We start from the raw sequence: 25,884 nt of genomic DNA on the forward strand, positions 1-25,884 counted from the left end.
TAAATCTTCCGGTTGTGCCGGGAAATCCACAACGCGGAGGGGTGGAGCGCTCATATCGGTGGGTTCAGCGGTGCGGGCGGAGGTGGTCTCCGGGACCGAGATCCCGGAGACGGCGAGAGTCACGCGAACTTCAGCAGCTTGATCGCGTCGAAATCCTGCACGCCGCCGCCGACGCGCTTGGTCGTGTAGAACAGCACGTAGGGCTTGGCCGAGTAGGGATCGCGCAGGACGCGCAGGCCGGCGCGGTCCACCACGAGGTAGCCGCGCTTGAAGTCGCCGAAGGCGATGGACAGGCTGTTGGCCGCGATGTCCGGCATCGCCTCGGCCTCGGCCACGGGGAAGCCGAGCAGGGTCGCGATCCTGTCGGCCGAGACCGGCGGCTGCCACAGGTAGTTTCCGTCGGCATCCTTCATCTTGCGGATCGTGCTCTGGACCTTGCGGTTCATCACGAAGCTGGCGTTCTGGCGGTAGCCGGCCCGCAGGGCGTAGACGAGGTCGAACAGCACGTCGGACGGGTTGGCGGTGGGGAAAGCCCCGGCCGCGCCCGTGGCGACGAAGCCGAGCTTGCCCGGTACCCAGGCGGAATTCGCCACGTTGTCCACGCTGAGGAAGCCGCGCGGGCGGCTGACCCCGTTGCCGGTGACGAAAGCGACGCTCTCCTGTTCGGCGAAGGCGGTCTCCACCTCGTCGGCGAGCCAGGCGTCGATATCGACGATGGCATCGTCGAGGAGCGTCTGGGTCGCCGCCGGCATGGCATAGAGCTCCATGGCCGGGAAGCTCAGTTCCGAGAGGGACGGAGCGTCGGTCTGGGGCCGCGCCGCGGTCTCGGCGACCCAGCCCGAGACCGCATCGGTGGTGGAGACGGCGCGCTTGTAGAGCCCGCCGGAGATGGTGCGCACCGTGGCGAGCGACCGGATCGGCGAGAGATTGGCGAGCCGCCGCAACACGTCCCGTTCGATGGCCTGCGGCACGAGGTAACCGCCATCGGGGCCGGAGCCGGCCGAGAGCGCCTTCTCCTCCAGCCGCTTCAGCCCGCCGCTCTCGCCCGCCCGGACATAGAGATCGAAGGCGGCCTTGTGCTCGACGGACGCCGGATCCGGACGGCTCGGCCCATCACCGCCCAGGGGCGGACGGCGGCCATCCAGGGTAAGGCGGTCGAGGCGGGTGCGCGCCGAGTCGAGGGCCGCGTCGATGCGGGCGAGCTTCTCCTCGGTGAGCACGTCGCCCGAGCGGCGACCCTCCAGTTCGGCGAGCCGGCTGTCGTTGGTTTCCTTGAAGGCCTCGAAGGCGCGGGAGAGCTCGCCCATGGCGGCGCCCACCTCGGCGTCGGAGGCGGGGCGCGCCGCCTTGTTTTCGAGAAGGGCGTACGGGTCGGCCTTGGTCTCCGGGGCGGCGGCAGCGGCGTTGGGCGAGACGTGGACGGTCATGCGAGCCTCTTGGGTTGGGCGACGGAGGGGAGGGTGAAGGGGGAAACGGCGGGCCGGCCGGACGGCGCTCCGCGTGGGGCGAGCCGACGGGCGAAGGCGCGCAGCTCCATGGCGAGGGGCGCCGCCGTTCCGTCCGGCACGGCGGCGCGGGCGCCGGGCAGGAGGGGGAAGGTGACGAGGGAGATCTCCCAGAGGTCGACCGCCAGCAGGCGGCGCAGGCCGCCGCGCTGTGGGCTCGACCGCAGGGTGCGAAAGCCGATGGACAGACCGTCGAGGCCGCCCTCGCGCATGAGCGCGTCGACCTCGCGCCCGCGCTGGACGGCGAGGTTGATCGCCCCCTCCACCCGCAGGCCGCGCGCATCCTCGCGCAGGGAGAGCCAGCGGCCGATCGGCTCGGCCGGGTCGTGCTGGAACAGCATCCGCACGCCGGCGGCCCCGCGCTCGCCGAGGCTCGCCGCGAAGGCCCCGGCGGACACGACATCGTTGCCGAGATCGGGCACGCCGAACAGGCTGGCATAGCCGGTGAAATGGCCGTCCATGGCGGGCTCCCGCTGGGTGGGGTGACAGTAGGGAGAGGGCGGGATATCCTTATCATGCGAAGGATATCTCGGAGGTGCGCATGCCGCTCTACATCAAGGACGACGAGACAGCGGGCCTGGTGGCAAAGCTCGCGAAAGCGTCCGGCGTCACCAAGTCCGAGGCCGTGCGCCGGGCCGTCACGGCCGAACTGAGCCGTCTGACCCCTCCGGTGCCGCTGCGCGAACGCCTCGCCGCCTTGAGGGCCCGTCATCCACTGCCGAAGCCCACGGGGCAGGCCGCCGACAAGGCCTTCTTCGACGACCTGAGCGGAGAATGACGCTCTTCGTCGATGCCTCCGCCCTGATCGCGATCATCGCCGGCGAGGCGGAGGCCGATGCGTTCGCAGATATCCTGGAGACCGATCCCGACAGGCTGTGTTCGGCGCTCTCGCTCTGGGAAACCATCGCCGGCCTCGTGCGCAGCTACGCCTTCACGGTCGAGGCGGCCCGCGAACGGGTTCGCCTGACCTGCGAGGAGTCGGATATCCGCCTTGTTCCGATTTCCGGGCGCGAGTTCGAACTCGCTGTCGAAGCCTATGAGCGCTTCGGCAAGGGCCGGCATCCGGCGTCCCTCAACATGGGCGATTGCCATGCCTATGCCTGCGCGAGAGCCCATCAGGCGGTCCTGCTGTTCAAGGGCGAGGATTTCACCCTCACGGATATCGTTCGGGCCGGACCTTCCAGATAAGCCACCGGCTCGATCGACGTGACACCCGAACTGTCGCGCGCCGATCGAGACGATCGGCCGGGTTGGCAGTATCCGCGCGGTTACACCAATATTTTGCTTTCCTCATTGCAGATCAGTGACATTATTCGACTTCGATCGGCTGCGAGTCGGAAATGGGGGATCATCATGAGCTTGGGCGTTAAGCTATGCATCGCATCCGTTCTGCTGTGCCTGCTTGGACCGATCCCGGCCTCAGCCGCGGATCCCACCGCCGATGCCCAGGCCGCGGCGGCCCGCTGGGACAAGACCTACAATTCCGGCGACATGGACGGCCTCAAGGCCCTCTACACCACCGATGCCATGGTGATTCCGAAGGGCGCCCCCGTATCCGGCGCCGACAAGATCGGTGCCTTCTTCGCCGGGCTGAAGGCGAAGGGGTTCGAGGAGCACGCGATCAAGGTCAACTCGGCGCAGATGAAGGGGGACGTTCTCCTCGTCACCGGGCGCTGGTCCATGTCCGGCCCCGGCGAGGGGGGCGCGAAGAAGACGTTCGAGGGCAACTGGGTCAACGTCCTGGAGCGCGAGGGCAAGGACTGGCGCACGGTGCTGCACACCTGGAATTGAGTCCATCACGGCGTCGCCCCGTAGCCCACCGCCTCGCGTTTCTCCGCCTGGCTGAGAAAGTCCGCCGCCTGGACCCGGCGCCAGAGCGATTCCCGCTCCGGCGCCAGCGCCTCGATGGCGTCGAGGTCGGGCTCCAGGCGGGCGGGGCCGAAGGCGGGTTCCAGCCATTGGGCGAGGCTCTCTGCGGTGCGGCGCACCAGGGGGATCACCGTCTGCCGGTAGAAGGCGCGGTTGGCCTCGGCGTAATTGGCGTGGGTGTTGTCGCCGGAAAGGCCAAGCAGCAGGGGCGGTACGCCGAAGGCCAGGGCGATCTCACGGGCGGCGGCGGCCTTCGCCTCCACGAAATCCATGTCCTTGGGTGAGAGCGAGAGCGGCTTCCAGTCGAGGCCGCCCTCCAGCAGCAGCGGCCGGCCGGCATTGGCGGCCCCCTGGTAATTGGCCTCGAGCTCGCCCTTCAGGCGGGTGAACTGCGCCTCGCTCAGGGTCGCGCCGGTGGAGGTGGCGTAGACCAGTGCCCCGGAGGGCCGGGCGGCATTGTCGAGGAGCGCCTTGTTCCAGGCCCCGGCGGCGTTGTGGATGTCCAGCGCCACCGCCGCCGCCTCCATCGGGGAGAGGCCGTAATGGTCGTCGGCCGGGTGGAACAGCGTGAGGTGCAGGATCGGCGGCACGCCCTCGCGGGTCTGGTCGTGCCGCAGAACCCGCCCGCCGACGGTATGGTCGTAGGCGATGGGCCATCCGTCGGGGCCGGGCACCACCCGCATCCGGTCCGGGCGCAGGGCGTGGAGTTCGCGCGGGGTGCCGTCGAGGCTCACCGCTTCGAGATAGGCGTTCCCTGAGACCATGAGGTGGCCGTAGAGCGTTTCCAGCAGGCGCGCGCCGCCCTCGCGGGCATTCGGCCGCGCGAGGAGGGCGAGGAGCGGATGCGGCCCCGCCCGGTCCGTCAGCACCAGGGGCAGGGAGGCCGCGGCCTCCGCCACCAGCCGCACCGCCCGGTGGACGATGGCGTTGCGCTGGAACCCCTCCCGCGCCAGCGCCCCGTAATCCCGCGCGGTCCAGACCGCCCGGCCCTCGCCATAGAAGGCGATGCCGAGGCCGGAAACCGGCGCCGCCTTGGTCTCGGCAACGGGAAAGGCGGCCCGCGCGAGGCGGGCGAGGAGGTTCGGCATGAGAATGTCCTCGACGGGGAACAACCCTCCCCCCTCTGCGGGGGAGGGTGGTCGCGGAGCGACCGGGAGAGGGGCGGCGCAGGTCTGTCCTGAGAAGGCGGTGCTCCCCTCTCCCCGCACGCGGGGAGAGGGCCACCCTCCCCCGAAAAGGGGACGATATTCACACATCTCTCGGGCAGCGCCGCCCTGCCCTCCTCCCCCTTGTGGGGAGGAGTTGGAGGTGGGGGTGGTCGGGCGACCCTCGAGCCGCGGAGGCTGGCGGAACCACCCCCACTCCTGACCTCTCCCCACAAGGGGGAGAGGGACGCGTCAGCCTGGAAAAGGAGATGTGTGAATCCAGTAGCCCGCAAAGGGGAGAGGGGAATGCGCTCACATCCGCCGGATCCGCGGCTCGGCCCTCTGGCCCAGCATCAGGTGGGTCAGGGCCCAGACGAGGGCGTCGAGGCGGTCGGGCGAGGCGCCGCTGGAGAGGCCGCCCGGCCCGAAATCGCAGAGCTCGTCCTCGAGCGCCGGGAGACTCCCCACATGGTGGACGCGGCCCTGCGCGTAGAGCACCGAGACCGGCTCGGCCCGCAGATACTTGCCCCGCGTCGCCCGCACCGGGATCACCGGCACCGAGGCGTCGACCTCGGCGATGACGGCGATGGCCATCTCGCCGCCCTGGTTGACCTCGACCACGAGGCTGTCCGCCTCCAGGCGATGGTAGAGCGCCAGGGCCGCGCCGGCCCAGGCCTGCGGGCTCGCCCGGCCCAACGTGGCGTCCGCGACCACATAGGCATGCCCGTCCGGCCCGAGCCCGGCGGCGACGATCCCGCAGGCATCGGCCCCGGCCTTCGAGGAGGCGGGCGGGTCCACCGCCACGACGATCCGCCGAAGCTCCGGCATCCCGTCCCGGCGCGCGACCTCGATCCCCTCCCGCGTCCAGAGGGCGTCGGGCCGGTCCTCGATCAGCTCGCCGTCAAGCTCCTGCCGCCCGAGCCGCGTGCCGGCGTAGCGCCCCACCACGGCGTCGAGGAAGGAGGGCGCGAGGTTGGCGGCGTTGTCGGCGGTGCGCGACCGGCTCACCACGGTGAGCGGATCGGCGAGGATGCGGCGGATCAGCGGGATCGGCCGGGGCGTGGTGGTGACGAGGTTGCGCGGCCGGTCGCCGAGGCGCAGGCCGAACTGGATCATGTCGTAGGTGGCGTCCGGCCGGCGCCATTTGGCGATCTCGTCGGACCAGGCGGCGCCGAATTGCGGCCCGCGCAGGGAATCCGGCTCCTCGGCGGAGAAGGCCATCGCCACCGCGCCGTTGGCCCATTCGAGCCGCCGCCGCGAGGGCGACCAGAGCGGCCGCGCCCCGGCCAGCGCCAGCAGGCCGGACGGCCCCTCGATCATCACGTCGCGCACGTCGGCATAGGTCTCGCCGATGAGGGCGATGCGGCCCACCGCCCGGGCGCAGAAGGCGGGGTCGCCCGTGGCCAGGGCCCGCACCCATTCGGCCCCCGTGCGGGTCTTGCCCGAGCCGCGCCCGCCGATCACCGCCCAGGTCGTCCAGTCCCCCCGCGACGGGCAGGGCGGCAGCTGGTCGCTCCGGGCGTTATGGAGCCAGTCCGAGGCCAGCGCCCGGATCAGGTGCGGCGGCAGGTTCGCCAGGAAGCCCGGCATCCTGCCGCTCGCCGAGGCATGCCGCATAGCGCGCCGCGATTGCCGCGCGCAGGGCGGGCAGGTCGCTGTCATCGGCCGGGGGGCGGGACGTCGCAGAAGCCCCGTCCGCAAGGTTGCGCTGCGCATCGCTTCGCTCCCGGTCTTCGCTGGAGAGGTCGTCGAGCAGCCGTTTCAGGCCGCCGAGGTCGCGCAGCACCTTCGCGGAATCGAGCGCGGGCGGCGTCTCGCCGCTCAGGGCCGCGTCGAACCGCGCGATCTGGCGGCCGATATGGGCGCGCAGGGCCTCGCCCAGATTGTCCATCACCCGCGCCGCCGGAGGGGCGGCCCCGGCCTTCGGCGGGCGTGGTGCCGGGCGGGCGCGCGGCCTGCGCGCGAAGCCGCAGGCGCGGAACAGGGCCGGCGCACCGGCGACGGTGCCGCCCAGCGCCAGAGCCAGCGTCGCGGGCTCGATCTCCATCATCCCGTAGAGCGTCTCCACGGCGCGCCGCCGCGCGGGCGCCCAGGCTCCGGGGTCGAGCCGACGCTGCGCGTCGCTCACCCCCTCGCGCCAGCCATGCTGGCGGTTCCACGTGCTGATCGTCTGGGGGCGGACCCCCGTCCGCTCCGCGATCTCGCGGCTCGTCATGCTCGTCGTCCGCATCAACTGCTCGACGAGTTTTCGTGTTTCCAAGGGAAGCTCCATGTCGCTGCCCCTCTCGTCACACTTCTTGAGCGTTCCTCATTGATACCCGAGGAGCGTCACGGTGTCAATCATAAATTCCTAATTATATACCTGACAAAGCAGACATTTGATAGCCCTTGGCGCACAATGGCCTGTCCAAGCCACTGAACCTAAAGGGTGAGTCCGCTATGACGGACGCGTCAGAAAAACAGGAATTTAGTCAGGATGGCCAGGGTCAGGTGACGGTCGCGATGATTGAGGCTGGCGTTCGCGTCATGGCTGCGTGGATTGATAGTGACGAGCCCGATATCAGGGTGCCGGTGAGGCAACTTCTTTTAGAAGCCCTTGCTGTGCGTGGAGCATCCGGTTGACCGCAAACTCATAAAGTTTATCCGATATAGTTTTAATATCAGTTGAGATTGCTTTTAAATATTCAGGGTCAACATAAAAACTATCTGCACTTTTCACTGTATCAATTCCTGTCGTTGCTAGAACGTGATACTCGTACGTATCCTCTGGATCGCATCGTAGCCATATTCCGTGTATTACTCGGTTTCGATGTTGTGACATAATCTTGCCTTTTGAGCAAAGCTCAGAGGCGATGTTATTATATAGAACAACTGTTGGGTAAAGCGCGCGGATTGATTTGCGCCATAGCTCTATGACTTTATTGAAACTGCGAGGCTCTTCGGGGGTTAGCTCCTTAATATGAGGATATCTACGCAAAACAGTAAGGTCCATCTGCAAGCCGCGTTCGAATTTACCCCATTCAATGACGACCTCCGCAAGGGCTGAACTTAGTTCGGGCGAGATTGGGTCGGGGTCCCGCTGCATGGTGATCCAGGGTACACTCAGCCCATCAGTCGCTACGGCAGAAGGATCGCTTGTCATGCCTCAGAACCCCCCAGATCTCGGTAAGAGATCAGAGACCATGCCCAAGCCAATCGCGCCAGAGACCAAGCCCGACGAAGCGCGGATGAGCGAGATCGCCAAGCGGCTGCTTTCAACGCCGCCGGATCGGCAGAGCGTGGGTAAGGCGCTGGCTCTCAGGCGTAAGCCTTAGCAACCTTCAGTCACCAAAAGTGACTGTTGGGTAGATACACCCCAAGGCCACTATCCTCTTTGCTTTTGGCCCGCTAGAGGTTGCAAACTTTCGATGCTATTCGGCATCAGGTCCTCCGGGTCGGTTCAGAATGCCAGTTTGGGTTGGGTCTCTTTCCAAGTATGTAGTTGGCGCATTCTTAAAAAGTTCATGGGTATTGGGCATTGTCGGTCTCATTTTGACCGGTCTTGGTGGCGTTCTGACTAATGTAAGCGCCTCGTCATTCTTCAAAGAAGCGTGCGGGGAAGGCTCTATATGCGCAGTGGGTTTTAAAAACTATATCTTTTTCACATATGAAGGCTGGCTTGTTTGCTCTGGAATGATTTTTACTGTTGCAAGCAGCATTGTCGCACGGAGTGACAAATCAAAAATAAAAGATTTAGAGATATTGGTTAATAGCAAGTCGGATGAAATTGAATATCTGACCGAGCTTAAGGTTTATGCCGAAGGCAGACTGTCGCTTACATCAATTGATGTTTTTGAGGTTTTCAGTCTTTTATTGAAAGCTTATTCCTCAGAATTTAATTTAGGGTTAGAGGATCGAATATCGCTATATAAAGTAAGCGAGGATCATTTTTTTATCCTAGGTCGATTTTCTGAAAATCAGAGCTACAGAAAAGTTGGACGGAAATACTATGATCGTCAGCAGGGCATTTTAGGGAAAGCTTTTCAACGTACGTATGTACAGGAAGATTTGCTGGTTTCTTACGGTGATACTTCGCAGAAACGAAGGCGATACGCTGATGAGCAGCTGCGAAGATTTAATATACCGGCGCAGATAGCGAACAAATTTAATATGAAATCAAGATCTTATCGGGCTTTGGCTATCAAGGCGGGCAACATGGAATTCCCCGTGGCCATTCTTTGTGTTGAGAGCACGGCCAGGGGCGCACTCGGAGTTGTCACCAGGGAAAATCTGCAACTCCGAGCCAATCAGGTTACGGTTCTAATCTCAGCCCTTGAACACCATATCCCATCCATGGATAATGCCATGAGCCGAGGGCTTTGACATGGCGCGAATTTTAAATGTCGTACGCCGTTTCGCAATGTATCCTTCGATAGTCATCGAAGATATATCCAAGAATATGTTGCTAGTGTATCTATGCGATTGGCGTACTGCGATTAACTTTGGTTCGCAAACGAGTGATGCCCGTTGGATAAACTCGTCGCTTGGACCTTATTCTCGGGAGGTGGTTTCTACTATTGCACTAGTTCGACGTACTTATGAAAAATCTCACGATTTTGGCGACACGCATGACTTAAGTGGCGATGATGAGAGTTCAATAAATCATATCGTAACTAGATACGCGGCTATGAGCACTGACGAACTGCATAAACTAGCGGTGTCGACATTCCCAATGCTCTACACGAAAACGAATGAGCCCCTGAACCTCTCCACGCTTGCTGGCATATACCAGAGAGATTTCGGTGAAGCTCGCGCCAGGGCAAGCGCCTAACCATCCGGCTTACCGTTGCCCGTCACGCTTTCTCAGGCGCCTCAAGCGCCTGGCAGCCCTATAGGTGTCGACCGGCTTCGTCAGTCCGCCGATAGGTGAGGCGCTTACCGGCAAGGCCCTTCGCCAGCTGGCACGAACGCTCGTAGTCGCTGTAGCCGAGCTTGGTGCGGTGGTTGTAGCGGAAATCGAACTCCGCGAGGTAGCGGTGAAGGTGCTTCTCGTCGCAGTGCTGATAGATGCCCTTCATGCCGCGCTTGAAGATCGAAAAGAACCCTTCGACCGTGTTGCTGTGAACCTCGCCACGGACGTACTCGCCAGCGGAGTGCTTGGTTGTCTGGTGGTCCGCGAAGTAGCCCTTGGCCTCACCGTAGAGGCGGCTTTCGTCCGTGAACAGCTTGGACTCCTTGGCGACGTTGGCCTTCACGATCTCCGTCACGGCAACCTTGGTAGCGAGGGCGGGATGGAAGGAGCGGACGGTGCCGCCGCGCTCTACCAGTGAGACGACGGCGAGCTTGCTGCCCGTACCAGCCTTGCGGCGGGTGTAGGGAGCGCCCTTGCGCTTCGGGGAGACGTAATGCTCCTCGGTCTTGCCGAAGTAGGTCTCATCGGCTTCCACGATCTTGCCTTCACCGCCAATCGGGCCAGCGGACGCACCGGGGGCCATCGCCTCACGGATGCGGTGGGCGAGAAACCAAGCTGTCTTGTAGGTGACGCCAAGCATACGGTGCAGCTGGTGGGCGCTCATGCCCTTCTTTGACGCCGACATGAGATGCATCGCCATCACCCACTTGTTCAGCGGGATCTTGGAACGCTCCATGACGGTGCCGACCGTGACGGTGAACTGCTCGCGGCACTCGTTGCACTGGTAGACGCCGGGACGGTGAGCCTTGCCAGCAAGAGCCTTGATCTTGGCTTCGTCAGCGTTCCCGCAATGAGGGCAGACCCGACCGTCGGCCCAACGCTGTGCTTCCAGCCAAGCGCGGGCGGCAGTGACGTCGGTAAAGCGGGGGTCCGAGAGGTTCATGGCGAAGCGTGTCCGTTCGATAGATAGGACTTACCCCCTCCATCGTGCTTTGTCACGTATATAATTGCGCATAAATTCCTATTCTAGGATTTATGGCCGGAGGCATGGCGAGTCGATAGGAAGCGTTGGATGCTTAAGGCTTACGAAATGCTGACCGCGCCGACCTCCACGCTCACTTTCGTAACATTGTAGAGGGATACAGCTCCCCCAACCGCCTTGCTTGGGTCGAAAAGTGCCAGATTGATGCCTTCACTTACCGAACTACGGTAAAGCACGCCATCAAACCCAGCTTTTTTAATGAACTCACAGAGATATTGACTTGGGATATAGTCTATCGCCGCCCGCTGCGGGAGCACGGGGCGAGTTAGCTCGTCGCCAAGCCGTTCGAGCAGCGGCAGGTCGGCTCGCAGTTGCCCGATCTTGCTCGCCTCGCCAAGCACGAAGGGTGAGACGAAACCACGCGGATTGCGCAGATCGACCACGCGAATATCGGGAAGGGTGAAATCGGCGATGCAGGCAACCTCGCCCGTGTGGGGGCGAATTTCCGCCGCAGCCGTATCCGGCTGCGATCCGAGATAAAGATAGGGGATGCCGGCGGGATTGGCACGACCGTGCGAAGCGAGATGCTTTGGCGGAGCATTCATCTCGCTAATGGTGAAGGAATTTTCGCCAGTCCGAATCCGGGCGCGATACCAAATCTTGGGAACCTCTGTCTCGATCAGCATCTCGAGTAGACCCGTGAGGCGCTCGCGATCGATTTCCCGCTCCAAAAACCAGCGGTTCTTGAACATCATCTCGTCACGCAGGGTCTCCCACTGTATGAGACCATCGCTGGCGTAGATGGAAGACGGCGAAAAGGCCTTCCTGACGATGTTTCCGTCGTCAAGTATTTCCGCAAGCAGTTGGCTGGCGCGCGCATCGTCTAGCTTGGCTTCAGGGAAGAGATGCCAATCTTCCTTCATCCATTCGACAAGCGTTTTCCCATCCGGGTCGACTTCATAAACGTTAACGAGCGACTCGAACTCCGTCGCAAGCGCCGTAGGCTCGACCAGGCGGACATCTCCAGTACCGCAGAAGCCGCATGTCCCATGCTGAATACTTTTATCCGGAATGTTTCTAGATCGCAGTTGTCGATCGCCGAAGCATTCTGAGCAGCATAGCTTTCTGGGCATGACGGGCTTAGCCCAAATAAGTGGCGAGCGTTTCGATGTGATGCTTCATCGATAGCTTCTTCACATAGCCAAGGCCAGGGAAATGCTGCTTCGCATGCAGTTCCCGAAACTCCATGATTGACTCGGTCTCGCGTAGCTTTGAGGTGCCTGAGTCGAGCTTTCTGATGAGCTTATCAAGAGCTTGTTTGAACTTACCAGCTGGGTCGGTCGGTGTGTCGTTGGTTGTCGATACGAAGTGATAGATGAACATTACGTCGTCATTGTCTGGATCAATATAGGTGAGGTGGATTGCAACCGCGTATGCAGGTCCCCCACCTTCAGAATAAACATCGCCAACGACTAGAAAATCACCAAAGCCGGCCATACCAATGTCACGATAAGTGACGTGTAGTTCCGAAAATTTCTCTGGTGAATTATCGGCGTAATCGGCGTTCTTTCTGCGCTCAAAACCATCTTGGACTAGAATGCAGGTGCTGCCGTTGAAGTGCCTGCGGTAGAGAATGTCGCCTGGACTTGACACGAAGACATGTGTCGATCCTGTAAGATCTTCGCCTAGATATTGCGCGAGCGCCTTAGGTTCGTTGAACCCCGAATGCACGAATGTGGGGTTATGGCCTTTGTGCGCCTCGAAACAGTCTCGCGCACTTGCGAAGCTGGTGTTGCTACGCAAGAGGATGCCTGCCGAGATTTTGTCGTCGCCGATAAACCCGCCCTGAAGTAACGCTGAGATGTTTGCGCCGTCATCGCCATGGTCGCCATGGTGAGGATTGACGATGACGATGGCTCGGCCGTTCGCGTCGCAGACCGCCTTCAGCGTCCTTCCTAAGCCGCCCAAGGACTCTCTGACCGGCTCGATGATCGGTACGAAGTTGGATTGCGCGAGCAGCGGCGCCATCTCGCGAACCGTTATCAACTCGAACTGCTTGCCGCGGAAATAGGGGTGATACATGAGACACTCAGCCCCAGCCCATGGCCGCGCTGAGCGGCGTTGAGATTGCCTCGACAACACGGTCGTGATCGACGCGCCGGACCTTAATCGACAACGCGGCGGCATGAAGCGAGCGCGGAAGGCGGTCAACGAGATCGCTCAAGGGAGCCAAGTCGCGCGTACGCTTCAATGTCTTCACCATCGCAACATGGACGGCGGCCGGGTCGAGATTTTCGAAAAGCGCACGCATCGCCGCGTGGCGATGTGTGTTCGGTACATTCGGGACCGCAATTGCAAGGCTTTTCAGGATCGCTGTCGCTTCCGCAGCGCGTAGCGACTCGAACACGGTAGCGGGACAGATGCGCTCGGGGCGATCCTCGGCGTCGCGCACGGTAGAGATCCTGTAGCGCGACGCGAGCATCATCACGCCGACATCGTCGGGCACAGTGTCGAGCACACCAGCGACATGACCTTCGCTCGCGATCACGAAGACCTTCGCGAACACTCGCTTGTAATTCTCGACCTGATTGCTGAGGCGCGCGAGCGAGTCCCGCTCAGATTTGATCTCATAAACGGTCGCGGTGCCGTTGAGGATCGCCAAGTCTGCCTTGCAGGAGCCCGCTCGAAATTCGGTGAGCATGCACGCTGTATTGAGCGAGTGAGTCCCCATCAGGACATTGTGGGTGAGCGCCGATCGGTAAATATATTCGTCGCGGCGACCGGCAGTCTTTAGAACGCCGAAGGCCGCTTCGAAGGCCTCCCCCACGGTCGCGTCGCCTGAGCAGCGATCGGCGATGTCAGTTAGTCCTATCAGACGCGAGAAAAGAGGCGACCGGCCCTTGCACGCCATCTCGCGAAAGACAGCGGACGAGAACAGTCGCGTCATTGCCGAGAGCTGAGTCGAACTTGGTGCCACTACATCCCCGCGTCGCCCATGGCTCGAACCATGGATGCAATTAAACATCCTATCGAATTAAGCCCACGGGTGGAATCCGGTGATTTGCGGGTGCCATCGTCTCGGCTCGACACCGATCACGCGCGAACCATCTTATGTCAAGATATCAGGCCTCGTTCCATATCCTCCGTACAAAGAATGACGGGTTTGCAGCTCGGTCGGCGAAGGGAATGGTAGAGGCGGCGGTCGCAACCGTCAGAAAGTCCGCCTCGCCACCGCCGCCATTCGGCGGCGGCGCGCGTCAGCCTTCCCCCCTCAAGCCGGGATCGCGTCCGCGCTGGGCGGCGTCCGGGGGCGGGGCATGATCGTTGCCGGGCAGGGCGGCGGGTCGTCGTCGTCGTTGTTTCGACGGCGCGGGCGGAGATAGCGGTGCAGGTTCGCGAGGCGCGGCCGGCGGCGCGGCGCGGGCCGGGGGGCGTCGGCGGCGGCATTCTCCGGGGCGGCGGGGCCGTCGAGTTCGGCGAGCGCCGCGAGCAGGGCATCGACGGTGACCGGCTCGGCCCTGGCCCCGGTGAGGCAGCGCAGGCCCGGCGCGTTCTCGAGGGCGCAGGAATCCGAGACCCAGGAGGCCAGGATCGTCCGCTTCTCCTCGCGGGTCAGGAGCGGGTGCGCCAGCACCTCGCGCGGATGACGAAACACGTCCCCGGGCGCCACCAGCGCCTGCCACGCCTCGAACGAGGCGGGCTGGGTCGCCGCGGGGTTCATGGGGCCGTTCATCAGGCCGGACGTTCCGAGGCCGGAACGGGACAAGTGCGTCTCCTTCATCGACATGATCGATCCTCCCTGAGGGCTGTGAGGCAGGACTGGACAACGATAGCGGCCCCCGCGGGCCCGGAGGCCCCCGAGGGGATTTTTTGGGGTGGCGCGCGGATCAGGCGGCTTTGGCGCGGTCCTCGACCTGCGGATGGCCGTTGTCCTGGCCGATGGGGCTCGTCGCGCCGGCGATGGCGATGCGGCGGGGCTTGAAGGCCTCCGGCACCTCGCGCACGAGGTCCACGGTCAGCAGCCCGTTGTCGAGGCTGGCTCCGGTGACCTTCACGTGGTCGGCGAGGTTGAAGGTCTGCCGGAAGGGCCGCGTCGCGATCCCGCGATGGAGATAGGCGCGCTCTCCGTCCTGGCCCCCCTTCTGGCCCGTCACCTGAAGCACGGTGTCGTGCTGCGTCAGGTCGATCTCATCCGGGGTGAAGCCCGCCACCGCCATGGTGATGCGATAGGCATCGTCGGCCACCTTCTCGATATTGTAGGGCGGCCAGGTGGTTGATGGCTCGATCCGGGTCGCCTGGTCGAGCAGCGAGATCATGCGGTCGAAACCGACGGTCGAGCGGTAGAGCGGTGCGAAATCCAAAGTCCTCATGACCACATCCTCCGGAAGAGCAACGTGATGACAAAGCGCGCCGGACACCGTGTCCGGCGCCAGAATGCGAGCCCAGCCGGGCCTCGCACGCGTGAAACGCGGAAGGTAGGGTGTGGTTCCGGGGCAGTGTGGGATTTTTTTCGTCGTGTGAGGGGCCGGGCTTCGGACCTCTCGCGGGAAGCGCGGGCCCCCTCTCCTTTCAGGAGAGCGGGCGGGTTGCGTCTCACGCCCGCCTCTCGAAAGCCTCCAGCACAGGGTTCCTGATCGTCGTTGGCCCCGTCGTAATCGTGAGAATGAAGAGGGGGGGCCGGCTCTCAGCGGGCGCCGGCAAATTGTTTGATCACCGCGAGCGGGGCGGCGGGGGCGGGCCACAGGACGAGGCGGTAATGGTCCTCGCCGTCCAGGCGATCGTCGGTGAGGGTGCCGAGGCCGCCGAAACAGGCGCGGACGCGGTAGGTGGCGGGCGCCACCGACAGGATGTCGATCGACCCGCCGGTGCATTCGTGGATTTCGAGCCGGCCCGAAGGCAGGTCGAGGCTCGCCTCCACCACATGGTCCCAGAGGTCGAGGGCTTCGTCGGGCGGCCCGTCGAGGATGTCGAGCTCCACCGGCACGGACATGTTGCGCTCGGGCTGGATGACCACGAGGAACGGCGCCGTCTTGACCCTCCGCCGGAGGTCGTCCTCGCTGTAATCCAGCGCCGCGTCGGGCATCGCGCCGTGATCCCAGAGATAGAACTGGTGGTAGTCGGCGAAAATCTCGTAGCGCTTCTGCATGGCATCGCTCCCGCTGGCGCGACCGGAATAGGACGTCCGCTCAGGTTTCGCGATGACCCCGTCCGATGGCGGTGCGAAGGCCCGCCGCGTGGCGGTCGGCCCCTCGTCATTCCGCCGGGGCGAGGGGGCGGGAGCGGTCCTGTCCAGTGAGACCGAAGAAGCCGATCGCCGAGGCGACGATGACGCCGCCGCACGCCGCCGCGATCCCGAGCACGAGCCCGAACCCGCCCCTCTCGTGCAGCAGGGCGATCAGCGGCACCGCGAACCCGCTCACGGTGAAACCGAGGAAATAGCGCACGCTGTAGGCCCGCGCCCGGTAGAGCGGCGGCACGTAGCGGGCCACCATCGCGTCGTTGATCACCACCTGCCCGTAGAGCGCCGCCATGGTCAGGACGAGCCCGGCAAGGAGCGGGACGCCGGTGCTCAGGGCGGCGATTCCGCGACCCAGGGGTTGCAGCACCGACAGGCCGAGAAACAGCGCCGGCAGGCTGTAACGGTCGATCAGTCGCCCCATGAGGAGCTGGGTCAGGGCCCCGACCATGAAGACCAGGGTGGCCACGGAGCCGATCAGCGCCAGGGGCAGCCCCTCTCCGACCCGCTCGTCCACCACCTTCGGCAGGGCGATGGTGGTGATGTTGAAGGTCATCCCGCCGGCCACGATGGCGCAGGCGAAGACCACAAGGAGGGGGATGGGGCGGGACACCGCGAGGACCGCCTTGCCCCCTTCCTTGCCCTGCGCGCCCTCGCCGTCGCCGGGGATCATCGCCAGGAACGCCGACCCGCAGGCGAGGCAGACCAGGCCCGGCACGATGAAGGCCGCCTGCCAGCCGAACCCCGTCGCCAGCAGCGCGGTGACACCCGAGGCCGTCGCGGCGCCGACATTGCCCCAGACGCCGTTCACGCCGAGGTCCCGCCCGAGGCGGCGCGAGTGGGAGACGAGCATCGTCGAGCCGACCGGGTGATAGATCGCCGAGGCCAGCCCGAGCACGCAGAGCCACAGGGCGAAGGCCGTCGGGCTCGAGGCGCTCGCGACCCCGAGGCACGACAGGCCGTAGCCGAAGAAAAACACCGCCAGGAGGTTTCGCCGTCCGAACCGGTCGGCGAGCCAGCCCATCGGCAGCGCGCAGAGGCCGAAGGCCACGAAGGCGCCGGTGGCGAGCGCGATGAGCTCCCCATAGGAGAGCCCGGTCTGCGCCGCGATGGCGATCACGGCCGTCGGGTAGATCAGCAGGACGAAGTGATCCAGGGCATGCGCCACGTTGACGAAGCGCAGGGTGCGGCGGGACAGGGTTTCGGCGTCCATCGGCAAAGAATCTCCGCAGGCGGGCCCCCCTCTACCTGACCCGTTGAACGCCGTCGGGCCGAAGGTGTACGCAATCGGGCCAGGGTAGACCGCGCCGACGGGGAAACCATGCGCTCGATCCGGGCCGAGGATTATCAGGACGTGCCGCGCGCCGTCGCGGTGATGCCCAAGACCTTCTTGGCCGGCAGCCGCACGGAGCGGCACTCCCACAAGCGGGCGCAGCTGCTCTACGCCACCGCGGGGTTGATGATGGCGACCGCCGAGGACGGGACCTGGGTGGTACCGGAGGGCCATGCCCTGTGGATCCCTCCGCGCCTTCCCCACGCGGTCGTCATGCATGGCGACGTCGCGATGTGCTCGGCCTATCTCGCCGTCGAGGCCATCGCCGGCTTCTCCGGACGGGCGCGCGTCATCGAAGTCTCGCCCCTCCTCGCCGCCGCCCTGGTCGCCCTGACAGGCGAGCCCGTTCTGTATGACGAGACGGGGCGGGGCGGGCATCTCGCCGCCCTGGTGCTCGACGAGACGAGACGCGCCCCCGAAACCCGGCTCACCCTGCCCTTGCCGCAGGATGTCCGCCTACGACGGATCTGCCTCGGGTTGATCGACGATCCCGCCTTGGCACTCGGTCTCGACGGCTGGGCCGATCAGGCCGGCGTGAGCCGCCGGACCCTCACGCGCGGGTTTCGCCGGGAAACGGGCCTCAGCTTCGGGCAGTGGCGCGCGAGGGCCAGGATCGTGCGGGCCCTGGCCCTCGCGGCCGATGGCCGGGCGGCACGCCACGTCGCCGCCTCGGTGGGCTATCGCAGCATCCAGGCCTTGAGGGGCAGGATCGAAGCGCTGATCGGGCGGGAGGGGGACACCCGACCGGGCTCGGCGACCGTCGCTCCGCCGGGTTGAAGAGCGTCGTCCGTCACGGCAGGATCGGTCATGCCTTAAGCCCGAGGAGCCCGCAGAATGGTTCGACATCCGCGACCTCCCCAGCGCCGTCTCGGACCCGTCCGGGGCCGATCGCGATGCTGATGCGTCTGCTCGCCCTGTCGCTGACGATATCCTCGCCCGCTTGCGCCATCGACGAACTCATCGTTCGGCCGCCGACGAGTCTGGCGGACGAATGCGTGAACGGCCTCCTCGAGCACCGAACCGGCCAGTGGAAGCGCCGCGACTGGCCGTCCGCCTCCGGCGCGTTCGGAAGCGTCGAGGAGATCGCGCGTGATGTCGACCCGCCGGCCCTGCGCGCCCTGGCGGAGCGCGGTTGCAGCCGTCGCTTTCGGCATCTGTTCCTGGCCTGCACACAGGTCGATTGGCCCGAGAATGCCAGTCCTGCCCTCCAGCCCATGGGCGTATCGGCCGAAACGGAGGCTGAGATGATGCGGGTCATGCGCGGGTGCCTCGCCGATCTGAAGAAGGCGGGCGTGCCGCCGGTGGGCACGCGATGAGCGCGCGGCCGGACGGCTGGAAGCGCCTGCCGTTCGGGGAGACGGCTCCCATTCCCTACCGGGCCTCCTTCAGCGACGCGGATTTCGAGAGGATCGCGCGGGGCCTGATTCCGCAGGCGATGGAGGACAAATGGTTCGTCTATCTCGACGGCCCGGTTCTCTGCTTCCATCGAAGCTGGACGGGGAAGGCGGCCTATCGCGTCACCTTCCGAAGGTCGGACGGGCGCCACATCGTGGCCGAGGCATTGTGCGCGGTTGAGTTGATCGAAAAAGGTGAGGCCGCCTATCAGGCCGAGCTACTCGATTTCCTGATCCGTACCTTCCTGTTGGGCGCGCCGCGTCCGTTCCCGCTTCCCAGTGACCTGAAGGAACCGGCGCTGGGCATCTATCAGCATAGGGTCGCGGGAACCAGCTATCGGGAGGTCGCGGTCCCCCGAAAGTCATGGTGGAAATTCTGGGGCTGACGCCCGGTCGCCCGTCTTCCTATCCTTCGGGCTTGATGAGGAACGCGACGCGGCGGTTACGCTGCCGGCCGGCGGGGTTGTCGCGTCCATCGGGATGGGCGTTGGGCGCGACCGGCATGGTCTTGCCCGCGGCCGCCAGGCGCCCGGCGGCGATGCTGCGCCCCACCAGCCAAGCACGGACGGAGGCCCCCCGCCGCAGCCGATTCCCTCACACGATGCCGCTGGCTTCGAACGGCCACGGCTTGCCGAGCCGTTCGGCGACCTTCGCCGGATCGTGGCCGACCTCCGCCACGGCGGCCTCGACCTCCTCGCTCGGGGTCTGAAAGTAGCGGGCCCAATAGGCTTTGTCCCGGGGCTCCTTCAGCGTCACCGTGGCGGGCGCCTCGGGCGTGGATCCGTCCATGCTCATCGTGCGGCCTCCTCGGCTTCGGTGCCGGAGCGGTCGCTCGGATCGTCCGGCGTTTCCCGAACGGTTCCGCTGACCGTATCCTTCGGCCCGGTCGCGGCGCTGTTCTGCTCGGGCTTGCCGGAGCCGCCGCCGCGTGATCGGTCGTAGGAGGATGCGGCTAGATCCTCGTTCGCCTTGGTCGGTTCGGGCGGTTTCGTCGTCTCGGACATGCGTCGCTCCCTGATCTGACGGGCCAACGCTTGAAGCGCGATGTGGGTTCGGGCCGGCCTCAGTCGAGGTAGCTCAGGGCCATGCCCGTCCGGGGATGGGGGAAGACCCCCATACGCACCCCGTAGATCGCCTCCAGCCCCTCCGGCGTCACGATCTCGGCGGGCGTGCCGCGCGCGATGAGGCGGCCGCCATGGAGCGCGATGAGGTCGTCGCAGGTGCGGGCCGCCATGTTCACGTCGTGCAGGACCACGACGACGGTGAGGCCGCGCTCGCGCGACAGCTGGCGCACGAGGGAGAGCACCTCGATCTGGTGGGCGACGTCGAGGGCGGCGATGGGCTCGTCGAGAAGCAGGCAGCCGGCATTCTGCGCCACCAGCATGGCGAGCCAGACGCGCTGGCGCTCGCCGCCGGAGAGGCTGTCCACCATGCGCTCGGCGAAGGGCGTCACCGTGGTGAGCCGCATCGCCTCGGCGACGGCGTCCCGGTCCGCCGCGCCCATGCGGCCCAGCGCGCCGTGCCAGGGATAGCGGCCCATGGCGACGAGTTCCCTGACCAGCATGCCGGGCGCCTGCGGCGTCGTCTGCGGCAGATAGGCGACCTCGCGGGCGAAGGCACGGTCTCCGAGCTGTTCGATCGGGGCGCCCTTGAACAGGACGCGTCCGGCGCTCGGAGCCTGCTGGCGGCCGAGCAGCTTGATCAGCGTCGACTTGCCCGAGCCGTTATGGCCGATGAGGCCGATGACCCGGCCGGCGGGGATGGTCAGGGTCAGCGGCTGCAGCAGCACGCGCCCGGGCACCGAGAACGTGACGCGGTCGAGGCTGTAGACCGCATCGTCCGGGCCGGAATCTCCCCTTGGTCCCGCATCGGCTCGGATCATGGATTTCGTTCGCCCGTTCGACGCTGCAACGCACGCCATGCTGGTGGACCGAGGGCCGCGTCAGGCCCGCGCGGCCGTCGTCTGCCGGTCGGCCAAAAGCGATTGGGCGATCTCATGCCCCCGCATCACCAGGATGGACAAGAGGGTATCACTCAGGCCGTGGGTGGGTTCGCTGAAACCCTGGAGATAGATGCCCGGCTCGAAACCGGGGCGGGTGGCGAGACGGTAATCACGACCGATGGTGCCGTCGGTGAGATGCGGGGCGAGCGACGGCATGATGGTCTCCAGGCGGTCGCGGCGATAGCCCGTGGCCAGGATCACGACGTCGTAGGGCTCTTGCGCGGTGAGCCCCGTGGCGGCGTCCAGGGTTTCGAGGACGATCTCTTTAGCCTGCTCCACGGCCCCGACCACGGTGGTCCTCGGCCGCAGGGCATGGCGATGCTCGCCGCTGACCTTCTGCTGGTACAGGATGTCAAAGATGCGCGTCAGAAGGTCGGTGTCGATCACCGAGTAATTGGTGCCGCGGAACTCGTCGATGATGGCCCGGCGCTGGGTCTCGGGCTGGCCGTAGACGAAGTCGGTGAAGTCCGGGTTGAAGATCTCGTTGACGAAGGGGCTGTCATCGGCGGGCTTCAGCGCCTGCCCGCGGAAGATCATGGAGATGTCCGCGGTGGGAATGCGGCTCTGCAGGTCGAGGAAGAGCTCCGCCGCTGTCTGGCCCGCGCCGATGACGGCGATGCGCGGCCGGCGTGTGGCGCCGCTCGGCAGGGGAACGCCGTCGATCCGCGACAGGTAGCGCGACGAGTGGAAGATCCGGGCGCTCCCCTGCAGCTCCTCGAAGACCGGCAAGATACGCGGCTCGCCTCCGGTGGCGAGGATGACGGCGCGGGTGCGCCGTCTCCGCTCGCGGCCATCGGCCTTGCGCGAATGGACGAGCAGGTGGCGGATCGTGTCGCCGCGCCCCTCCGGCTCAACGGCCAACACGGTATCGCCATAGTCGCAGCGATCGGTGAAATGCCCGGCGACCCAGCGCAGATAGGCGTTGAACTCGATGCGGCTCGGAAAGAACGACTTGCGGTTGATGTAGTCGATGAGCCGGCCGTGGACATGGAGATAGTTGATGAAGGTGTAGGGGCTCGTCGGATCGCGCAGGGTGACGAGATCCTTCAGGAAGGAGATCTGCATGCCGCTGTCGGGCAGGAGCATCCCGCCGTGCCAGACGAACTCGTCCTGGCGCTCGAGGAAGCGCACCCGTGGCTGGCGCCCCCGCCGCCGTCCCGCCTCGTCGAGGGCGATGGCGAGCGACAGGTTCGACGGGCCGAAGCCGATGCCGAGCGCATCGTAGATCGGTGACTCGTCATCGTCCCCGCGCCTCAGCCCCTCGTCCCGGAACACCCCGCGCAGGGGGAGGGACGTATCCGAGTGGTCGTAGGATTCCGTCATCACCGAACCTCCATTCCTGCGCCGAGCGACACGGATCACCGCGGCGATCCGCCGGCGGTCGTCAGGCAAAGGGACGTTCGGACAGGGGAGGGATTTAGGAGCCGGCCGGAAAAATTGTGCGCCGCCGCTTAAATTTCGGCGATCCGCCACCGTCTCTGGCTGCAAGACCGACCAATTTCGCGGAGCGCGACGCCATGGCCACCGACGACAGCGAAGCGACGTTCCTCGTCGTGATCAACGGGGAAGAGCAATATTCCGTCTGGCCCGCCCATCGCCCGGTGCCGGCCGGATGGAGCGCCACCGGCTTCTCCGGGCCCCGCGCCGCGTGCCTCGATCATATCGACACGGTCTGGACCGACATGCGGCCCCTGAGCCTGCGCCGCGCCCTTGCCGGCGACGCCCGCGCCTGAACCCCGGCGCCCGGTTTCGATGACATCCCCGTTCTAGACTTACCAGGACACATGATGACCGACGGTTTCCCGCGCGTGTCGTTGGCGGTCCCGCCCGCCACGGACTTCGTCAGTCACCTGCGCTGGCTGGCCGAGACCCATGGGGAGGTCTCCGCCCTTCGTTTCCTCGACGACCCGCAACGGGGCGAGGTCGCGGTGACCTACGCGGAGCTCTACCGTCGGGCGCGGGCCATCGCCGCGCGGCTTCGGGCCTCAGCGAGCCCCGGCGACCGGGTCTGCCTCCTGCTCGATACCGGGCTCGACTACGTCGCGGGTTTCTTCGGCTGTCTCCAGGCCGGCGTCATCGCCGTCCCGGTGTTCCCGCCCGAGCCGCGCCGGGCGCAGCATCAGGCGCGCATCGCCGCGATCATCAATGACGCCGAGCCGGCCCTGATCCTCGTCCATCGCGATGACGCGGACTCCGTTCACGCCATGCTCGCCACGGCGGGAATCCGCAGCGCGGTCCTGCCGGTGGAGGACATCTCCGCGGACGATCTCGGCGACGCGGAGCCCGCCGGCCGGCTCGAGGCGGCGCCGTCGCCGGAGGACGTCGCCTTCCTGCAATACACGTCGGGCTCCACGGCCGTGCCCAAGGGCGTGGTCGTCAGTCACGCCAACCTCGTCGCCAACGAGCGGCTGATCAGGGTCGGCTTCGATTTCCGTCCCGACGACGTCATGGTGAGCTGGCTTCCGCTCTATCACGACATGGGTCTGATCGGCGGCATGCTGCAGCCGATCTACGCAGGCATCCTGGGCGTTCTCATGTCGCCCAAGCATTTCCTCGGCCGCCCGGCGCGCTGGCTGGAAGCCATTCACCATCATCGCGGCACGGTGAGCGGCGGCCCCGATTTCGCGTTCCGCCTGTGCCAGGACAGGGTCGACGACGAGACCGTCGCGCGGCTCGACCTGTCCAGCTGGCAGATCGCCTTCTCGGGCTCGGAAATGGTCCGGGCTTCGACCATGGCCGATTTCGCCGAGCGCTTCGCTCCCGCGGGTTTCGACGCCCGCGCGCTGAGACCGTCCTACGGCCTGGCGGAAGCGACGCTCTTCCTCACCGCCGGGACGCGCGGCGAGGGCATGCGGTCCCTCGATCTCGATCCCGCCACCCTTGCGGAAGGCCGTGCCGTCGCTGCTGTGGAGGGCACCCGGCTGGTGGATTGCGGCTTCGAGCAGCCCGGGCATCCGATCCACATCGCCGGCTCCGATGGGGGATCGCTGCCGGACGGGGCCATCGGCGAGGTCATCGTCTCCGGTCCGAGCCTCGCCCAGGGCTATTGGCGCAACCCGGACGCAACGGCGGCCGCCTTCGTCGAACGGCACGGCGTGCGCTGCCTGAGGACGGGCGATCTCGGCTTCCTACACCGGGGCCGGCTCTTCCTCGTCGGGCGCGAGAAGGATCTCATCATCCTGCGTGGCCAGAACGTCTATCCGCAGGACGTGGAGCGGGTGGTGGAGCAGGGCGTCGACATCCTGCGCCGGGGTCGGATCGCCGCCTTCGCCATCGAGCGCGACGGCCGCGAGGGCATCGGCGTGGCGGTGGAGGTGTCGCGCACCGTCCAGAAGCTCGCCGCGCCCGAGGCGATCGCATCGCTGGTATCGGAGGCGGTCGCCGATGCCTTCCTCGAGACCGCGCGCGTCGTGGTCCTCCTCAATCCCGGCGGTCTGCCGCGCACATCCAGCGGGAAGATCCAGCGCGGCGCCACGCGGCGCGGATGGGAGACGGGCTCCCTCGACGCCTACGCGGTTGTGGAGGACGGCCGGCGGATCGATGCGGAAGGCGCGCCGAAATCCGGTGGGGCCACGCCCCTGACCGGGCTGGAATCGCGCCTTGCCGCGATCTGGTCCGCCATCCTCGGCCGGGGCGACCTGACCCGCGACAGCCATTTCTTCGCCCTTGGCGGCAATTCCATCGCGGCGATCGGGATGCTCACCGAGCTACGCGCGGCCATCGGCATCGCGATCCCGCCGCAGACCCTGTTCGCGCATCCCCGGCTGGGCGCTTTCGCCGAGGCGGTTGGGGCGGAGATCGCGGCCGGTACGACGGCTCTCGTGATCGCTCCGGCCTCCCGTGACGGAGCGCTTCCCCTGTCGCTGGCGCAGGAGCGGCTCTGGTTCGAGGCCGCATTCGGCGATGACGAGCGCCATCATATCGCCGGCGGAATTCACCTCCACGGCGCCCTCGACCGGAACGCCCTGGACCGCAGCCTCGCCGTCCTCGTCGCTCGGCACGAGGCCTTCCGCACCCGTCTGCACCGCCGCCCCGACGGCCGGGCCGAGCAGGTGATCGTGGCCGGCTACAACGTCGCGTTGCCCGAGACCGATCTGACCGAGTTCGACGCGCATGAGCGTGAGAAGCAGTTCGCCGTTCTCTGCCGCGAGGCGGCGGAACGCCCCTTCACCCTCGTCGGCGGCCCGCTCGCGCGCTTTGCCCTGGTCCGCCTCGACGGGGCCCATCACGTCCTCCTGGTGACCCTGCACCACATCGTGTCCGATGGCTGGTCGATGGGCGTGATCCTGCGGGAATGGCCGGCGCTCTATCGGGCAGAGGCGGAGGGCCTGCCCACCGGTCTGCCGCCCCTCGCGATCCAGCCGGCCGATATCGCCGCATGGCAGGCCGGCGAAACGCGCGCCGATGCCGTGGAGGCCGACCTCGCCTGGTGGCGTGAACGCCTCGGCGGGCCCGAACCCGATCTGTCCCTCTCCGATCGCCAGAGGCGGGTCGGAGTACCCGATCGCGTCCTCCGGCACGGTTTCGCGATCGGCGAGGGGGTGAACCGTCGGGTCGCGACCCTGGCCGCCGAGACGGGCACGTCGCCCTTCACGATCCTGCTCGGCGCCTTCGCCCTCTTCCTGCATCGCTACGGCGACACGAGGAGCGTGCGCATCGCCATGCCCGTGGCGGGTCGCCACCTGCCGGGCGTCGAACACCTCGTCGGCGTGTTCGTGAACACGCTGGTCCTGCCGGTGTCCATCGACCCGGCATCGCCGGGACGAGACGTGGTGAGCCACCTATGGACCTCGCTGACCGACGCCCTCGCCCATCAGGACCTCCCCTTCGAGCGCCTGGTGGAGGCGCTCCAGCCGGAACGCATTCCCGGCCGAGCACCCCTGGCCCGCGTGATGATGAGCCAGCAGCCGGCGACCCTGGGTGATCTCGGCACCGTCGCCGGCCTGAAGCTCGAAGCGTTCGGGCAGGATACCGGCACTCCCGCCTACGACCTCGTCCTGGAGGTGATGGAGAAGGACGGCGGTCTGTCCGCGACCTTCGCCTATTCCGAAGCCCTTTTCGACCCTGCCACCATCGCCCGGTTCGAGGAGGGCTACCTCACCCTGCTCGACGGACTGACCGGCACCCCGGCCCATCGCATCGACACGCTCGAACTGGTCCCTGCCTCCTCTCTCGCCTCGCTGTCCTCGCCCTACGCGGATGGGATGCCGCTGTCGGAGGCGCTGGTGCCGGAACTGATCGGCGAGGCAGCGCAGGCCGATCCCGAGGCTCCGGCGGTGATCTGCGGTCCGCGCACCACCACGTTCGGCGAGCTCGACCGGGCCGCCAACCGCCTCGCCCACCGGTTGATCCGCGAAGGCATCGGCCCCGAGGCCGTGGTCGCGGTCGCCCTGTCGCGCGGGCCTGACCAGATCGCCGCGTTCCTCGCTATCCTGCGGGCCGGGGGCGCCTTTCTGCCCCTCGACCCGACCCAGCCGAGGGCGCGTCTTGCCGCGCTCCTGCGCGATGCCGGCGCCCGCCTGTTGCT

The 25,884-nt window shown here is 66.0% G+C and carries 28 protein-coding genes; 9 read left to right on the plus strand and 19 right to left on the minus strand.

Annotation, left to right across the window (positions count from 1 at the left end; translation table 11 throughout):
- Positions 1–119: 119 nt before the first annotated feature.
- Complete coding sequence (locus tag ASF26_RS07415) at positions 120–1,427, minus strand: phage major capsid protein (RefSeq protein WP_056251606.1); 1,308 nt, start codon at positions 1,425–1,427, stop codon at positions 120–122.
- Positions 1,424–1,966 carry an HK97 family phage prohead protease gene (locus ASF26_RS07420; RefSeq protein WP_056251609.1) on the minus strand — a complete coding sequence of 181 codons (543 nt, stop codon included), beginning with the start codon at positions 1,964–1,966 and terminating at the stop codon, positions 1,424–1,426. The genes ASF26_RS07415 and ASF26_RS07420 overlap by 4 nt, the downstream gene beginning before the upstream one ends.
- A gap of 80 nt (positions 1,967–2,046) precedes the next feature.
- On the opposite strand from ASF26_RS07420, the gene ASF26_RS07425 reads away from it, so the two are divergent.
- The 3 genes from ASF26_RS07425 to ASF26_RS07435 all read left to right on the plus strand — a co-directional run bounded on the left by ASF26_RS07425 (position 2,047) and on the right by ASF26_RS07435 (position 3,296).
- Positions 2,047–2,283, plus strand: coding sequence for a type II toxin-antitoxin system VapB family antitoxin (locus ASF26_RS07425; RefSeq protein WP_056143383.1), 237 nt, complete (start codon positions 2,047–2,049; stop codon positions 2,281–2,283).
- Positions 2,280–2,693 carry a type II toxin-antitoxin system VapC family toxin gene (locus ASF26_RS07430; RefSeq protein WP_056143386.1) on the plus strand — a complete coding sequence of 138 codons (414 nt, stop codon included), beginning with the start codon at positions 2,280–2,282 and terminating at the stop codon, positions 2,691–2,693. The genes ASF26_RS07425 and ASF26_RS07430 overlap by 4 nt, the downstream gene beginning before the upstream one ends.
- Before the next feature lie 165 nt (positions 2,694–2,858).
- Positions 2,859–3,296 (plus strand): DUF4440 domain-containing protein, encoded by a 438-nt coding sequence (locus ASF26_RS07435; RefSeq protein ID WP_056251612.1) that lies wholly within the window; start codon positions 2,859–2,861, stop codon positions 3,294–3,296.
- 5 nt (positions 3,297–3,301) lie between these two features.
- Here ASF26_RS07435 and ASF26_RS07440 read toward each other — a convergent pair whose 3' ends face one another.
- The 4 genes from ASF26_RS07440 to ASF26_RS22585 form a co-directional block, all read right to left on the minus strand.
- Entirely contained in the window at positions 3,302–4,462 is a 1,161-nt protein-coding gene (locus ASF26_RS07440; protein WP_056251680.1) for a phage portal protein, read from the minus strand.
- A 369-nt stretch (positions 4,463–4,831) separates the two neighbouring features.
- The gene (locus ASF26_RS07445) at positions 4,832–6,109 is read right to left on the minus strand and encodes a terminase family protein (RefSeq protein WP_056251614.1); all 1,278 of its coding nucleotides are present in this window, start codon (positions 6,107–6,109) and stop codon (positions 4,832–4,834) included.
- Entirely contained in the window at positions 6,042–6,779 is a 738-nt protein-coding gene (locus ASF26_RS07450) for a hypothetical protein (RefSeq protein WP_244475862.1), read from the minus strand. The genes ASF26_RS07445 and ASF26_RS07450 overlap by 68 nt, the downstream gene beginning before the upstream one ends.
- Before the next feature lie 300 nt (positions 6,780–7,079).
- Complete coding sequence (locus ASF26_RS22585) at positions 7,080–7,661, minus strand: hypothetical protein (RefSeq protein WP_156462903.1); 582 nt, start codon at positions 7,659–7,661, stop codon at positions 7,080–7,082.
- A 302-nt stretch (positions 7,662–7,963) separates the two neighbouring features.
- Between ASF26_RS22585 and ASF26_RS22590 the strand changes: the two genes are divergently transcribed.
- Positions 7,964–8,881, plus strand: coding sequence for a hypothetical protein (locus tag ASF26_RS22590; protein WP_156462904.1), 918 nt, complete (start codon positions 7,964–7,966; stop codon positions 8,879–8,881).
- 506 nt (positions 8,882–9,387) lie between these two features.
- On the opposite strand, the gene ASF26_RS07460 is transcribed toward ASF26_RS22590, so the two are convergent.
- The 8 genes from ASF26_RS07460 to ASF26_RS07495 all read right to left on the minus strand — a co-directional run bounded on the left by ASF26_RS07460 (position 9,388) and on the right by ASF26_RS07495 (position 16,841).
- A complete protein-coding gene (locus ASF26_RS07460; protein WP_056251626.1) occupies positions 9,388–10,353 on the minus strand; it encodes an IS1595 family transposase in 966 nt (321 codons plus the stop codon).
- A 140-nt stretch (positions 10,354–10,493) separates the two neighbouring features.
- Positions 10,494–11,525: an RES family NAD+ phosphorylase gene (locus tag ASF26_RS07465; protein WP_056251629.1), complete on the minus strand. Its 1,032-nt coding sequence runs from the start codon at positions 11,523–11,525 to the stop codon at positions 10,494–10,496.
- 7 nt (positions 11,526–11,532) lie between these two features.
- Positions 11,533–12,474 carry a sce7725 family protein gene (locus tag ASF26_RS07470; RefSeq protein ID WP_056251632.1) on the minus strand — a complete coding sequence of 314 codons (942 nt, stop codon included), beginning with the start codon at positions 12,472–12,474 and terminating at the stop codon, positions 11,533–11,535.
- A 7-nt stretch (positions 12,475–12,481) separates the two neighbouring features.
- Positions 12,482–13,339 carry a sce7726 family protein gene (locus ASF26_RS07475; RefSeq protein WP_056251635.1) on the minus strand — a complete coding sequence of 286 codons (858 nt, stop codon included), beginning with the start codon at positions 13,337–13,339 and terminating at the stop codon, positions 12,482–12,484.
- 324 nt (positions 13,340–13,663) lie between these two features.
- A complete protein-coding gene (locus tag ASF26_RS07480) occupies positions 13,664–14,179 on the minus strand; it encodes a hypothetical protein (RefSeq protein WP_056251639.1) in 516 nt (171 codons plus the stop codon).
- Positions 14,180–14,279: 100 nt separating this feature from the next.
- Positions 14,280–14,762 (minus strand): Hsp20 family protein, encoded by a 483-nt coding sequence (locus ASF26_RS07485; protein ID WP_056251642.1) that lies wholly within the window; start codon positions 14,760–14,762, stop codon positions 14,280–14,282.
- A gap of 314 nt (positions 14,763–15,076) precedes the next feature.
- Positions 15,077–15,538 (minus strand): hypothetical protein, encoded by a 462-nt coding sequence (locus ASF26_RS07490; RefSeq protein WP_056251647.1) that lies wholly within the window; start codon positions 15,536–15,538, stop codon positions 15,077–15,079.
- 106 nt (positions 15,539–15,644) lie between these two features.
- Complete coding sequence (locus ASF26_RS07495; RefSeq protein WP_056251650.1) at positions 15,645–16,841, minus strand: MFS transporter; 1,197 nt, start codon at positions 16,839–16,841, stop codon at positions 15,645–15,647.
- A 108-nt stretch (positions 16,842–16,949) separates the two neighbouring features.
- Between ASF26_RS07495 and ASF26_RS07500 the strand changes: the two genes are divergently transcribed.
- The 3 genes from ASF26_RS07500 to ASF26_RS07510 all read left to right on the plus strand — a co-directional run bounded on the left by ASF26_RS07500 (position 16,950) and on the right by ASF26_RS07510 (position 18,741).
- A complete protein-coding gene (locus ASF26_RS07500) occupies positions 16,950–17,738 on the plus strand; it encodes a helix-turn-helix transcriptional regulator (protein ID WP_056251654.1) in 789 nt (262 codons plus the stop codon).
- Positions 17,739–17,854: 116 nt separating this feature from the next.
- The gene (locus tag ASF26_RS07505; protein ID WP_056251657.1) at positions 17,855–18,277 is read left to right on the plus strand and encodes a hypothetical protein; all 423 of its coding nucleotides are present in this window, start codon (positions 17,855–17,857) and stop codon (positions 18,275–18,277) included.
- Positions 18,274–18,741: a hypothetical protein gene (locus ASF26_RS07510; RefSeq protein ID WP_056251660.1), complete on the plus strand. Its 468-nt coding sequence runs from the start codon at positions 18,274–18,276 to the stop codon at positions 18,739–18,741. Before ASF26_RS07505 ends, ASF26_RS07510 begins: the two co-directional genes overlap by 4 nt.
- A 19-nt stretch (positions 18,742–18,760) precedes the next feature.
- Here ASF26_RS07510 and ASF26_RS22595 read toward each other — a convergent pair whose 3' ends face one another.
- From ASF26_RS22595 to ASF26_RS07530, 5 genes are read right to left on the minus strand one after another with little or no spacing between them, the layout of a single operon-like run.
- A complete protein-coding gene (locus ASF26_RS22595; protein ID WP_156462905.1) occupies positions 18,761–18,907 on the minus strand; it encodes a hypothetical protein in 147 nt (48 codons plus the stop codon).
- A gap of 42 nt (positions 18,908–18,949) precedes the next feature.
- Positions 18,950–19,150, minus strand: coding sequence for a DUF3606 domain-containing protein (locus ASF26_RS07515; RefSeq protein WP_056251663.1), 201 nt, complete (start codon positions 19,148–19,150; stop codon positions 18,950–18,952).
- A complete protein-coding gene (locus tag ASF26_RS07520; RefSeq protein WP_056251666.1) occupies positions 19,147–19,359 on the minus strand; it encodes a hypothetical protein in 213 nt (70 codons plus the stop codon). Before ASF26_RS07520 ends, ASF26_RS07515 begins: the two co-directional genes overlap by 4 nt.
- Positions 19,360–19,418: 59 nt before the next feature.
- Positions 19,419–20,237, minus strand: coding sequence for an ATP-binding cassette domain-containing protein (locus ASF26_RS07525; protein ID WP_056251669.1), 819 nt, complete (start codon positions 20,235–20,237; stop codon positions 19,419–19,421).
- Between the two features lie 60 nt (positions 20,238–20,297).
- Positions 20,298–21,680, minus strand: a complete 1,383-nt coding sequence (locus ASF26_RS07530) for a lysine N(6)-hydroxylase/L-ornithine N(5)-oxygenase family protein (protein WP_056251671.1) — start codon at positions 21,678–21,680, stop codon at positions 20,298–20,300.
- Between the two features lie 194 nt (positions 21,681–21,874).
- On the opposite strand from ASF26_RS07530, the gene ASF26_RS07535 reads away from it, so the two are divergent.
- Both ASF26_RS07535 and ASF26_RS07540 read left to right on the plus strand, forming a co-directional pair.
- Positions 21,875–22,090, plus strand: coding sequence for an MbtH family NRPS accessory protein (locus ASF26_RS07535; RefSeq protein ID WP_056251674.1), 216 nt, complete (start codon positions 21,875–21,877; stop codon positions 22,088–22,090).
- Positions 22,091–22,144: 54 nt separating this feature from the next.
- Positions 22,145–25,884, plus strand: a 3,740-nt coding sequence (locus ASF26_RS07540; protein ID WP_244475863.1) for an AMP-binding protein, incomplete at its 3' end; no start/stop codon positions are given.

Source organism: Methylobacterium sp. Leaf93 (assembly GCF_001422345.1).
GTDB lineage: Bacteria > Pseudomonadota > Alphaproteobacteria > Rhizobiales > Beijerinckiaceae > Methylobacterium > Methylobacterium bullatum.